At 67.7% G+C, this 11426-nt stretch carries 14 protein-coding genes and 2 pseudogenes; 9 read left to right on the plus strand and 7 right to left on the minus strand.

The features are described 5' to 3' along the window. From M1M07_RS20190 to M1M07_RS20205, 4 genes and pseudogenes are all read left to right on the plus strand, one after another. A partial coding sequence (locus M1M07_RS20190; RefSeq protein WP_248675327.1) for a hypothetical protein occupies positions 1–603 on the plus strand: 603 nt, incomplete at its 5' end. After that, a pseudogene (locus M1M07_RS20195) lies at positions 600–1361 on the plus strand (hypothetical protein). The gene M1M07_RS20190 and the pseudogene M1M07_RS20195, both read left to right, overlap by 4 nt. 95 nt (positions 1362–1456) lie before the next feature. Next, positions 1457–1975 (plus strand): cytochrome c oxidase subunit 3, encoded by a 519-nt coding sequence (locus tag M1M07_RS20200; protein ID WP_197255590.1) that lies wholly within the window; start codon positions 1457–1459, stop codon positions 1973–1975. Between the two features lie 3 nt (positions 1976–1978). Beyond that, positions 1979–2272, plus strand: coding sequence for a cytochrome C oxidase subunit IV family protein (locus tag M1M07_RS20205; protein ID WP_248675328.1), 294 nt, complete (start codon positions 1979–1981; stop codon positions 2270–2272). A gap of 13 nt (positions 2273–2285) precedes the next feature. Here M1M07_RS20205 and M1M07_RS20210 read toward each other — a convergent pair whose 3' ends face one another. Beyond that, complete coding sequence (locus M1M07_RS20210; protein WP_248675330.1) at positions 2286–2927, minus strand: hypothetical protein; 642 nt, start codon at positions 2925–2927, stop codon at positions 2286–2288. Between the two features lie 151 nt (positions 2928–3078). Here M1M07_RS20210 and M1M07_RS20215 point away from each other — a divergent pair. Next, positions 3079–3177, plus strand: a pseudogene (locus M1M07_RS20215) (DUF2510 domain-containing protein); the annotation flags it as partial. A gap of 24 nt (positions 3178–3201) precedes the next feature. Continuing rightward, positions 3202–3852: an Ltp family lipoprotein gene (locus tag M1M07_RS20220; RefSeq protein WP_248675364.1), complete on the plus strand. Its 651-nt coding sequence runs from the start codon at positions 3202–3204 to the stop codon at positions 3850–3852. On the opposite strand, the gene M1M07_RS20225 is transcribed toward M1M07_RS20220, so the two are convergent. Further along, the gene (locus M1M07_RS20225) at positions 3849–4691 is read right to left on the minus strand and encodes an enoyl-CoA hydratase-related protein (RefSeq protein WP_197255570.1); all 843 of its coding nucleotides are present in this window, start codon (positions 4689–4691) and stop codon (positions 3849–3851) included. The genes M1M07_RS20220 and M1M07_RS20225 overlap by 4 nt on opposite strands. Before the next feature lie 97 nt (positions 4692–4788). Between M1M07_RS20225 and M1M07_RS20230 the strand changes: the two genes are divergently transcribed. Beyond that, a complete protein-coding gene (locus M1M07_RS20230) occupies positions 4789–5574 on the plus strand; it encodes a hypothetical protein (protein WP_248675331.1) in 786 nt (261 codons plus the stop codon). A gap of 13 nt (positions 5575–5587) precedes the next feature. After that, on the plus strand, positions 5588–6007 hold the full coding sequence (locus M1M07_RS20235) for a CoA-binding protein (RefSeq protein WP_197255569.1): 420 nt from the start codon (positions 5588–5590) through the stop codon (positions 6005–6007). Between the two features lie 9 nt (positions 6008–6016). Here the strand turns inward: M1M07_RS20235 and M1M07_RS20240 are convergent, their stop codons facing one another. The 3 genes from M1M07_RS20240 to M1M07_RS20250 all read right to left on the minus strand — a co-directional run bounded on the left by M1M07_RS20240 (position 6017) and on the right by M1M07_RS20250 (position 8560). Continuing rightward, positions 6017–6529 carry a hypothetical protein gene (locus tag M1M07_RS20240; protein WP_248675332.1) on the minus strand — a complete coding sequence of 171 codons (513 nt, stop codon included), beginning with the start codon at positions 6527–6529 and terminating at the stop codon, positions 6017–6019. Then, complete coding sequence (locus M1M07_RS20245) at positions 6526–7383, minus strand: ParA family protein (RefSeq protein WP_248675333.1); 858 nt, start codon at positions 7381–7383, stop codon at positions 6526–6528. The genes M1M07_RS20240 and M1M07_RS20245 overlap by 4 nt, the downstream gene beginning before the upstream one ends. Positions 7384–7459: 76 nt before the next feature. Continuing rightward, on the minus strand, positions 7460–8560 hold the full coding sequence (locus M1M07_RS20250; RefSeq protein WP_197255566.1) for a zinc-binding dehydrogenase: 1101 nt from the start codon (positions 8558–8560) through the stop codon (positions 7460–7462). A 163-nt stretch (positions 8561–8723) separates the two neighbouring features. On the opposite strand from M1M07_RS20250, the gene M1M07_RS20255 reads away from it, so the two are divergent. Further along, complete coding sequence (locus tag M1M07_RS20255; protein WP_197255565.1) at positions 8724–9554, plus strand: oxygenase MpaB family protein; 831 nt, start codon at positions 8724–8726, stop codon at positions 9552–9554. A 5-nt stretch (positions 9555–9559) separates the two neighbouring features. Here M1M07_RS20255 and M1M07_RS20260 read toward each other — a convergent pair whose 3' ends face one another. Together M1M07_RS20260 and M1M07_RS20265 are read right to left on the minus strand one after the other, a co-directional pair. Then, positions 9560–10045, minus strand: coding sequence for a hypothetical protein (locus tag M1M07_RS20260; RefSeq protein ID WP_248675335.1), 486 nt, complete (start codon positions 10043–10045; stop codon positions 9560–9562). 60 nt (positions 10046–10105) lie between these two features. Beyond that, positions 10106–11284 carry a hypothetical protein gene (locus M1M07_RS20265; protein WP_248675365.1) on the minus strand — a complete coding sequence of 393 codons (1179 nt, stop codon included), beginning with the start codon at positions 11282–11284 and terminating at the stop codon, positions 10106–10108. Positions 11285–11426: the final 142 nt, after the last annotated feature.

Consider the following 11426-nt stretch of genomic DNA (forward strand, 5'->3'; position numbering starts at 1 on the left):
ATGCCCCCCACCCTGCCCACCGACGAGGTCGCCGCGTTCTACCGGGAGAACACCGCGTGGATCCGGTTCAGCATGGTCACGTTCAACCTCTGCGGAATCATGATCCTGCCGCTGTTCACGGTGATCGTGGTCCAGATGAAACGCATGCGGCAGAGTCACGTGTTCGCCTACTGCTACCTCACCGCGATCGTCAGCGGCGCAACGATCTTCGCGCTGTCGAACATCTTCTTCCTCGTCGCCGCGTTCCGCCCGGAACGCGACCCCGAACTGGTGATGCTCCTCAACGACCTCGCGTGGATCGTGTTCATCGCCCCGATCGGCATGGTGGTCAGCCAGTTCCTGCTGCTGGCGGCCGCGATCTACTTCGACCACGGACCCGACCCGGTGTTCCCGCGCTGGGTGGGGCACTACTCGCTGGCGACCGCGGTCGCGATGATCCCGGCCGCCGGTGCCGCGGTCGTGCAGACCGGCCCGCTGGCGTGGGACGGACTGCTCTCGTTCTGGTTGCGCAACGGCGCCTTCGCCCTGTTCATGATCGTGATGTTCTTCGTGCTGCGCCGGACGCTGCGCCGGCAGGCCCTCTCCGAAGGCCTGATCCGATGAGCACCCTGATCCCGGACCGCGACGTCACCCCACGGCCGGCACGCGGCGGCAGGCCCGACGTCCGGTTCGTCTACTGGATCTTCCCGGGCTTCTACGCGGCGTTCGGCGTGATCATCTGCCTGCTGACGCGGGTGACGCCACCGCCGCGGCCGGACGTGTCGACCGCGCAGAAGGTCGAGTTCTTCGCGCAGCATCACACCACGATCCAGATCGGATTCTGCCTGCTGCTCGTGCTGCTCGGCGGCGCCGCGATCACCAACGGACTGGTCGCCTACCACATGACACGCATGTCGGTCGGTTCCGTCTTCGCCTACGGCTACATCGGCGGCATGGCGGTCGGCGCGCTGCCCGGCTTCCTGCTCGTCGCCGCGTGCTTCCTCACCGCGACCTTCCGGCCCGACCGCGACCCCGAACTCGTCGGCCTGCTCTACGACCTGGGCATGCTGTCCTACAACGGTTCGCTCGGCTGCTTCTCCGCCGCATATCTGGTCCTGGCGATCGCGATCCTCTACGACCGGAACAACATCTTCCCGAAATGATTTGCGTACGTGAGCATCTGGCAGATCGTCACCGAGGTGATCGCGACCCAGATGTTCGCCTTCGCGTCGGGGCCGTTCGCCTGGAACGGCTCGATCGCCTTCTGGCTTGCCGTCGTCGTGTTCTGCGTGTGGCTGGGAGCGCTGATGGTTCTGCTGAAACAGGCGACCGCACGTGAACCCGCCTACTCGCCGGGTCGGACCGAGGAAACCGCGTCATGAACCGTCCGAGTTCGATACCCGTACCGGCACAGACCGCCATCCCGGTCACCGCCCGCACCGCCGCACCGAGCCGGCACCTGCCGGGCGATCGCGACATGTGGGTCATGGTGCTCGGCGACATGCTCATCTTCGGTGGCTACTTCGTCATCTTCATGATCTACCGATCGATGACGCCGGAAGCCTTCCTCGAAGCCCAGCAGCATCTCGACGTGGATATCGGGGTGATCAATACCGTTGTGCTGCTGACTAGTTCGTGGTTCGTCGCACTCAGCGTCCCCGCGGTCCGGAACGGCCGGCACGAACACGGGATCCGGCTGGTGTACGCCGCGGGCGCGTGCGGCGTGCTGTTCACGGCGCTGAAGCTCTACGAGTGGTGCACCAAGATCACCGGCGGGCAGACCAACTCCGAGATGTTCTACTCGTTCTACTACGTGCTCACCGGCGTCCACCTGCTGCACGTGCTGATCGGCCTCGTCGTCCTCGGGGTCGTCGCGCGCGAACTGCGCAATCCCGCCCGGCGCAGGGTGTCGATGGTCGAATCCGGAGCGGTCTACTGGCACATGGTGGACCTGCTCTGGGTGGTCATCTTCGCTCTGCTCTACGTCATGAGGTGACCGGTGACCACAACAACCACTCGACCCGGAACGTCGACGCGCACGATCACCGTCACGTGGCTCGTGCTCACGGCCGTCACGATCGCCTCGTGGTGGCTGGCACCCGGCCATTCGCCGACCGCGGTCGGTGCCAGCGCACCGATCACCGTGCTCGTCCTCGCCCTGGCCGCCGTGAAGTGCCGCCTGATCATCCGGACGTTCATGGAGGTTCGCGGGGCCCCGCGCTGGTTGCAGTGGGCGACCGACGGCTGGCTCGTCACGCTGATCGCGACGGTGCTGGTGCTCTACCTGATCTGATCGATCGCGACCCTCACTCGGGGATCACCTGGAAGCCGGCGGTACCGACGGTGGTGGCGCCGTCGGCGCCGATCACCGTCGTCGTGATCGTGTAGTCACCCGGTGCGTCGAGGACCAGTTCGTGTGCGCGGACGCGACCCGAGCACGCGGCACTCCGGTCGGTGTGGCTGTAGTCGCCGGGGCCGGTCACCGTGGACACGACCTGGCAGGTCTCGTTCCATATTTCGGCTCCGGACTCGTCGATGGATCGCCATCGGAACACCACGCCCGCGGTGCCGTAGGTGGTCGCCTGGTACATGTCCGGTCCGACCAGATGCCCGCGCCCGCCCCGCTCGGTGAACACCCGGACCTGCTCGATCGCCGGAGGTCCGGGGGCAGCTGTCGCTGTCACCGGTGTGGTCGTCGGGGTACTCGTGGGCGGAGCGGCAACCCGCACCGGCGAGGTGGGGGCGGTGACGGTCACCGTCGGGGCGGGAGCCGTGACCGTCACGGTCGACGGCGGTGCGGCCACGGTTTCCGGCGCTTCCGGTTCCTCCCGGAGAACGAGCAGGTAGAGCACCGACAGTACGAGCGTCGCCACCAATGCTCCCGCGAGGGCTGCGATCAGCAAGGCTCCTCGTCCCGATCCGTTACGCCCTGGGCCCGGGTTGGTCATCCGGTGATGGTGTCAGGCGATCGGGCACGGGAATATCGTCCGACCGAACGAAATCCTGGACCGCCCGAAACGAATTCGACTCCGCCGCGACAGTCATGTGACGGTCGACACATGCCGTAACAGAGAATCATTCGCTAGGTAAAGAACAATCATGACGACACCTGCTGGATGGCATCCCGACCCCGAAGGCTCCGGACAACTGCGGTGGTGGGACGGCCAACAGTGGACGTCGGCGGTTCAGCCGTACCCGGCGAGCCCGACGCAGCCCGAACCCATGCCGGAGTTGCATGCGGCTCCGGAGTCCGGCAAGACGAACCGTAAGAAGTGGCCGTGGATCGCGGGGGCGGCAGCGGCACTCGTCGTCATTGCCGGCGCGTTCGGTTCCCTCGACAAGTCCTCTGACGAGGCATCGAGCGCTCAGGCGGAAACGACGCAACCCAGCGCAACACAAACGACCCCGACCACCACGAAACCGACGACCTCGACCACAGCCTCCTCCACAACAACGGCAACAACCACGACTGTCGCCCCGACACGCACGCAGACGCAGGCGGCTCCCGTCGAAACGGTGACGCAGACAGCTACCGTAACGGTCGAATCGGCCACCAGGGCGCCGGCAAGCACACAGGCCGGATTGACGGCAGGACAAAGGAACGCCGTACGATCGGCGAGCGACTATCTCGACTACACCGCATTCTCGCGCCAGGGTCTGATCGAGCAGCTGGAGTTCGAGGACTACTCCACCGAGGACGCGACTTTCGCCGTGGACTACATTTCGCCCGATTGGAACGAGCAAGCAGCGAAATCCGCGGAAATCTACCTCGACTACTCCGCCTTTTCGCGGCAAGGCCTGATCGACCAGTTGATGTTCGAGGGGTACACCAGAGCACAGGCCGAATACGGAGTCGATCAGGCCGGCCTCTAGCCGAACAGATCCGGCAGCCCGTCGGAGATGCGGTTCGGGAACTGAGGTTCCCGCTTCTCGAGGAACGCCTCGACACCTTCGCGCACGTCGTCGGAGGTGCCGCGGACGTAGATGCCGATGGACTCCGCCCGGTGCGCGACCTCCGGGCTCGACGCACCGAGCATCCGCCACATCAGTTGCCGGGTCAGGGCCACCGAGACCGGCGCGGTCCCGGTCACCAGTTCGCGGGCGACCTCGAGGGCACGGTCGAGAACGCGCTCGGCCGGGACGATTTCGCGCACGAGGCCACGCGCGAGCGCTTCGTCCACGGGCACCATCTTGCCGCCGGCCGTCCACTCGACGGCGGTGGAGATCCCCACGACGCGGGGCAGGAACCACGTGGAGCAGGCCTCCGGTACCAGCCCGCGGCGTGCGAACACGAATCCGAATTTAGCTGTGTCCGAAGCGATCCGGATGTCGGCGGGCAGCGTCATGGTGACGCCGACCCCCGCGGCGGGACCGTTGATCGCGGCGATCACCGGCTTGGTGGAGCGGAAGATCCGCAGCGAGACCAGACCGCCCGTGTCGGCGGGTGCGCCACCGGTGTCGGGATCGTCGTCGAGGACGAACGTGTCGCCACCCGCCCCGAGGTCCGCGCCGGCGCAGAAGGCACGACCGGTTCCGGTGAGCACGATCGCGCGCACGTCGTCGTCGGCGTCGATCTCGTCGAAGGCCGCGAGGAGCCGGTCGCACATCTCGGTGGTGAATGCGTTGAGCCGATCGGGGCGGTTCAGACGCACGATCGCGACGGCTCCGTCGCGCTCGACTACAACGGATTCCTCGGTACCGGTCTCGGACACGGGCGCCCATCCTTTCAGAGGGTTCGAGCCTTCTGGGTTCGGCCCAACCTACCCGTAGGCTCCCGTCGGGACGCCCGAAGGACTAGTGTTCGGTTGTATGCGCAGGACGGCGAAGATGTTCGCGACGGCTGCGGCACTGACGACGATCATGGTGGGACCCCAGTCCGCATGGGCAGCACCGATACCGGTCCCGACCCCCGACGGGACGGTGAGCGCCCCCGCGCGCACGCAGATCTCGTTCGCTCCCCTGTCCGGCGCCCGCACCGGAACGGCGAACGAACACGAATCCCGCACGGCGATGTCGATCATCAAGCTCTACCTCGCCGAGTACGTGGTCCGGCACGGTGATCCCGCGGATCGTGACGCCGCGGTCGAGATGATCCGATCGTCCCACGACGGGATCGCCGAGCGACTGGCCTCGAAGTACCCGGGCGCGATCGCGGCGACGATCGCCGAGTTCGGGCTCGTCGACTCCTACGCCTCCGGATACTGGGGAACCGCGACGACCTCGACCTACGACATGGTCACCTATCTGGATACGAAGATTCGGACCGACCCCGGATCACCGGTGCTCGCGGCGATGTCGTCGGCCAATGATCGGGCGGCGGACGGAACCGCCCAGAACTTCGGTACCGCGCGGTTGCCGGGAGTGGTCGGCACCAAGTGGGGGTGGACGGACGATCGCAGTTCCGCGCACGCGTCGGCGTCGTTCGGACCGGATTTCGTGGTCGCCGCGTCGACCTACGGTTCGGCCGAGCAGCTTTCGTCCGACGTGACCGCCGCATTCACCGACGGTCCGGCCAACCCATCGCCTTCGGATCCGTTCTGCATTCCGATCGCGCCGCCGCTGTGCATACCGGGGACAGCGGTGGCGAGTCCCTAGTATTTTTGCCGCCATGACCAGTTCGTGGCAGGACCCCGATGCCGTCGAGTTCATGCTCGACGAGTGCGACACGTGGGCCGTCGTCGGGTTGTCGGGTGATCCGAGCCGGACCGCGTACGAGATCGCGGAGTTGTTGCAGTCGCGCGGTAAGCGAATCGTGCCGATTCACCCGTCGGCGCCGACGGTCCTCGGCGAGCAGGGCTACGCGACCCTCGCGGACGTCCCGTTCCCGATCGACGTCGTCGACGTGTTCCGGCGTTCGGAGGCTGCCGGCGAGTTCGCGGACCAGGCGGTGGACGTCGGCGCGAAGGCCGTGTGGTTCCAGCTCGGCGTCGTGGACGAGGACGCGTTCGACCGGACGATCGCGGCGGGTGTCCCGATGGTCATGGATACGTGCCCGGCGATCGAGTGGCGCAAACGCGGCTCGCGGTGAGTCAGCCGTTCAGCGGAACGCGTCGCCCTTTGTCCACGCAGCCTTGACGCGTTCGACGATCCGGTCGTGCAGCTTCGACGCTGTGCGCCACCGCATCGCGAGCCGGTCGTAGTCCATGTTGTGTTCGGCCACGATGTCCTTGAGCTGCTCGAGTTCCAGAGGAGCCAGCCGCGCGCGCAGTCCGTCCTCACCGTCGGTGCGGTACACCGCGAACGGGTCGAACGGGCCCGGGGACCGCTTGCCGCGCCGCGCAACCGGTTTCCTCTCGGCCGGTTGCTTGTCGACCGGCGTCGCCGCGACCGGCGCCGGCTGGGGGCTCGCCGGTTCTGCCGCTGCCGCAAGGACACCGGAGAGTGCCTTCGCGAATCTCGGTGTGCGCGAGGCCTCGTCGGCGACGACCTGGACGAGCTTGATCAACGCGGTCGCCACGGCCGGTGTGCTCTCGCTCAGGCGCAGCAGGGCCGCACCGGCCTCCCCGAGTTGCAGGCGTAGTCGGGCCTCGTTTCGGTCGATGTCGGTCACAGCATTACCTGCGCATTCATGAGCACGTCCTCGGTGAGCATACGCAGTGCGTCGTACTGTCCGCTGTTGCCGTACTTGCGCTTGAGCGTGCCGTACGGCACGAAGTCCGCGGACTGCGCGATCTGCGTGGCCTCCGGGATCCACGACGGTGCGACATTGGCGGTCTTCTCGTCGCGCTGCAGTCGCTCGATCGTGCTGCGGTGCAGATTCGACGCGCTGCGGTACTTGGTGATGACCAGCCCGATCTCCTTGATCGGATGACCGACCCGCTCGGCGAACTTCTTCACGCGGGACTGGAGTTGCGGAATTCCGTAGGTGGACAAGATGTCCGGGATCGTCGGGATGATGTATCCGTCGGCGAGCCGCAGGCCGTTGAGGGTGAGCATGCCGAGGTTCGGCGGGCAGTCCACGAGGATGTAGTCGTAGCCGTCGGCGATCGGGGCGATCGCGGAGGACAGCACTTCGATCGGGCGGGTCGAGACCGGATCGGCGTACTGCTGGTGGCTCAGTCCCTCCTGGATGTCCATGAGATCGAGCGACGATGCGAGCAGGTCCACGCCCTTGACCGTCTTGACGGACGAGACGTTGCGCTGCAGCGCCTTCTCGATGTCGAAGTCGGGCGCCGACGGATCGACGGCCTTGCGGAACAGTGTCGCGAGGGTCCAGCCGAGTTCGTTGAGTTCCTGCCAGCGTTCCTCGCCGACCATCATGGTGGTCAGGTTGGTCTGCGGATCGAGGTCGATGAGCAGCACCCGCTGCCCGAAGTCGGCGGCCATGAACTCCGCCAGTGCCGCGGTCGTCGTGGTTTTCCCGACGCCGCCCTTCAGGTTGATCGTCGCGATAACCCGCGCCACCACCCGCTCCCTCCGCAAGAACCTCTCGTTGCGCGGGCAACTATACGTCGGTGCGGGTGTGCGGCTTCCGAGCAGGTCAGGGGAACTCGATGATCGCGCGACCCACGATCTCCCCGCGTCCGAGGGCCCGGTATGCCTCGTCGACGTCGTCGATCCCGTAGCGGCGGGTGATCACGCTCTCGGGACGGACCGTCCCGGCGGCGACCATCGCGAGCAGGGCCGGCATGTCGGTGCGGGCGCGGGCGCCGTAGGAGCCGCGAATCTCGAGCTTGCGCCGCACCAGCCGAGCGAGGTCGATCTCGCCGGTCGACCCGGCCGGGGCGATACCCACCACGACGGCACGTCCGCCGTCGTCGAGGACGTTGAGGGCGGTCGCGAACGTGTCGGCGCGGCCGAGCGCTTCGAAGGCGACGCGGACACCGGTGCCGCCGGTCAGTTCGCGAATCGCCTCGACGGGATCGGTGACCGAGGAGTTCACGGTGTGCGTCGCTCCGAGTTTCGTGACGGCGTCGAGTTTGTCGTCGCTGACGTCGACGGCGATGATCTGCGTCGCACCGGCGGCCTTCGCGAACTGGACGATGCTGGAGCCGACCCCGCCGGCCGCGATCACCGCGACGCGGTCGCCGACGACAACCTGCGCGACGTTCGCGACCGCGCCGTACGCGGTGAACGAACTGCACCCGAGGATCGACACCTCACCGAGGCCCACACCGTCGGGGACTCGGAACACGTCGGTGGCGGGAACGACGCAGTATTCGGCGAGTCCGCCCATCGAGTACATGGCCAGCGGAGTGCCGTCGGCGCGGGACAGCCGCGTCTCGCCGTCGTAGAGGGTGCCGCCGAGCCGGTTGTACGCGAAGAACTTCTCGCACAGGTCCTCGGCGCCGCGCACGCAGTGACGGCAGGTGCCGCACGGCATGATGAAGCTGCACACGACCGGGTCGCCGACCGCGAGTCCCTCGACGTCGTCACCGAGTTCGGCGACGGTGCCCGAGACCTCGTGCCCGAGGACCGCGGGCACCGGGAACGCGACCTCCGACCGGAGTACGTGCAGGTCGGTGTGGCACACCCCGCACGCGGAGACCTTCACCAGAACCTCGCCGCGGCGCGGGGCCGGGCGTGGGATGTCCTCGACGACGAGGGTCGGTGCGTTTCCTTCGAACACAGCAGCTTTCACGGCGTGGCGCCTTCCGTTCGGTGTCGTCGGACACGCTCACGCTAGTACTACATCGACGGTCCCCGCGGCAAGAGTCGCCGGACTCTGGCCGATTCCCTCCACCCCGCTGTAGGACTACAGTGGAAAGCAACTGACTACGGTCGTAATCAGATGGAGGGGGCGTATGCGCACCATCGACACACTCGGAGATCTCGTCTCTCCACTCGGCGGCTCGATCAACGCCGCCAACGTGATCATGCAACTCGCTCATCCCGGTGTCGGGCAGGGCGTGGTCGACAGCAAGGTCGACTCCGGCCGGGCCGACCTGCACCCCGTCAAACGTGCCCGCACCACCGGCACCTACCTGGCCGTCGCCGTGTTCGGCACCGAGGACGACCGCGACTTCATCCGTGAATCCGTGAAGAAGATCCACGCGCGTGTCACCTCCGAGCCCGATTCCGTCGTGCGGTACAGCGCCAACTCCCCCGCGCTGCAGCGGTGGGTGGCGCTGTGCCTGCTCAAGTACTTCATCGACCAGCACGAACTGCTCTACGGCCCGCTCACCGAGGAGGAATATCACCGGATCCTGCTCGACGGCAGCACCCTCGGGACGACGCTGAACGTGCGCCCCGAGGCCTGGCCGACCACCCGCACCGAGTACGAGAGGCTCTGGAAGGAGGGGGTCGCGGAGATCTCGATGAACGACGAAGTGCGCGAATACCTCACCGCACTGTGCAATCTCGCTGTTCTCCAGGTGCGCCTCGGCCGGGTGGGTCGCGCGATCCACCGCACGCTCGGGACGCCGTTCGAACTGGTCACACGCGGCGCGCTGCCGCCGGAGTTCCGCGACGTCATGCACTACCCCTGGACCGCCGACGACCAGCGGCGATTCGACCGCTACCTCCGGGCGGTCCGCCGACTCCACCGGGTGACCCCGCACGTGTGGCCGCTGCTGTGGAAGGCCTACCTCGTGGACATGCGCACCCGTCGGCGCCTGGGCCTGCGCGTCTTCTGACCGCGCTATCTGCCCTTGGCTTCGACAGCGATCGTGCCGCGCGCCCCACCGGGCGCAGCGGTCACGGCCGAATCGGCGGTGGCGTAGCCGTGCAGGTCGAGGCTCGGGGCATGGTCGAGGACCGCTCGCACGACGGAGTTTCCGGACAGGAAGATGATGACGCCGTCCGCGCCGGCGGTGGGCAGGTTCTCCCAGAGCGTGCTCTCGGTGCCGATGCTGCGGTTCACCTCGCTCATCAGCAGCGGCACACGGAAGTAGTACATGCGGTCCCATCCGCTGATGCCCGCGGCTTCGGCGACCTCACCGAGTGTGCGGGATTCTCCGTCCGCCAGAACCTTTTCGAAGGCGGTTTCGAGGACCGGGTCCTCCACGATCTCGACGGTGTTCGGACCGCCGCCGCAGGCCGCTCCCGTCGCCGCCACCGCGGCAGCCAGCCCCAGAATCGTCAGCTTCCGCGCCCAGCACGACGCCACTCCGGTAACTCCTGTCACTCGCCCCCCACCACGACGGCGAGAAAGCTATCACCCGGACCGGAGCAAATCCACGGGCGGTCAGACCGGAGGCCGCTCCCTCGCGGTGAGCACTGCGATGTCGCCACGCAGGGCTGCCTGCAGGGACCGGATGGAGCCGGCCGCGGCGTCGACCTGATCCCCCACGAAATGCGTGTTCTCCGCGGACAATTCACGAGCTCCCGAACGTCCGATGAGGCGGTCGATGCGCTCGTCCAGGCTGGCGGTACGTTCGGCGATCCGGTCGTGACGCAACTGCTCCTCCGCCGTGGTGAGCAGATCACCGATGCGCGCGAGCGCCGCGACGCGGTCGACGAGCTGATCCCACACCGCCTCCAGCGCTGTCGCCCTCGCCTCGAGCCCGGCGCGCGCGGCCGGCGCGCTACGTGCCGCGTCGGCGAGTTCCGCGAGCAGCCCGCGCAGGGCGACGGTGTCGACGGCGATCTGGGTGAGTTCGTCGGCCAGATCCAGTTGTGCGCGTTGGACGACGAGTTGCTCGGAGTTCCACGCAGCAGACATTTCGATGCGGTCGTAGAGGCTGCCCGCGAGAAAGAGAAGTGTGTCGTAACGGTCGACGAATCGATCGTCGTCCTCGGGAACCCGGCGGGACAACGCGTCGGCGGCCCGGCGACCCACAGCTTCGGCGGGGGTGCCTTCGGACCAGCGGGCGACCCGCTCGACGGCGACGCCGAGCACGGCGCCGCGCGCCTGGGCGGTGACCGGCACCGACACCGGTACGGGGGTGCGCTGCAGCGCGGCGAACAGCGCGTCGCGCTGCGCCGGATCGAGGTGCACGCCGTCGCGGCGGTCGCGGCGCACGGCCCGGACGCCCTGCGCATAGTGCGCCGGGGAGTGCACGAACGCGCGGTGTGCGGCGCGCAGGCGCTTGTCGAGTTCGAGTGCGCGGTACTCGAACACGAGCCGTGTCGCGCCGGGGCGCAGTTCCGCAGCGCGCGACGCGATGCGCGCGTGTTCGTCGGTGAGCCGGCGCAGGTCTCCGAAGCCGTCGAGGGTGGGCAGGGGCCGGCCCGTGCGGCGTCGGACCGCGAGGATCTCGCGGGTTTCCTCGTCGAGGTGCCCGGCGGCCAGGCACAGGGCTGCGGCGTCGCTCAGCGGCGCGTGCCGGCCGTCGATGCGGGCGCGATCGCACCACTGCCGCACCTGGCGGTCGATGCGCTCGCGGCGCAGCGCGGGCGAGTCGAACGTGTGCTCGTCGGACATCATTCAGGGCCTCCTCGCGGTGTCCGGACCCTTCCACTGTTCCAGAATCCGTGACGGTGCGACACGGACACCGCCCGCGAGGCACCGAAAGCGGCCCGTCGACGTGCCGTCGTTTTGCAGACCGCCGGGTCGGATTGCGTGA

The organism is Rhodococcus sp. HM1 (genome assembly GCF_023218075.1).
Lineage (GTDB): Bacteria > Actinomycetota > Actinomycetes > Mycobacteriales > Mycobacteriaceae > Rhodococcus.

What these genes read in the sequence shown, in the direction of transcription:
- M1M07_RS20210 (WP_248675330.1), bottom strand. Translation starts at nt 2,927, where the DNA reads ATGACCAACCCGGGCCCAGGGCGTAACGGATCGGGACGAGGAGCCTTG.
- M1M07_RS20235 (WP_197255569.1), top strand. Translation starts at nt 5,588, where the DNA reads ATGACCAGTTCGTGGCAGGACCCCGATGCCGTCGAGTTCATGCTCGAC.
- M1M07_RS20220 (WP_248675364.1), top strand. Translation starts at nt 3,202, where the DNA reads ATGCCGGAGTTGCATGCGGCTCCGGAGTCCGGCAAGACGAACCGTAAG.
- M1M07_RS20200 (WP_197255590.1), top strand. Translation starts at nt 1,457, where the DNA reads ATGTGGGTCATGGTGCTCGGCGACATGCTCATCTTCGGTGGCTACTTC.
- M1M07_RS20230 (WP_248675331.1), top strand. Translation starts at nt 4,789, where the DNA reads ATGCGCAGGACGGCGAAGATGTTCGCGACGGCTGCGGCACTGACGACG.
- M1M07_RS20255 (WP_197255565.1), top strand. Translation starts at nt 8,724, where the DNA reads ATGCGCACCATCGACACACTCGGAGATCTCGTCTCTCCACTCGGCGGC.
- M1M07_RS20265 (WP_248675365.1), bottom strand. Translation starts at nt 11,284, where the DNA reads ATGTCCGACGAGCACACGTTCGACTCGCCCGCGCTGCGCCGCGAGCGC.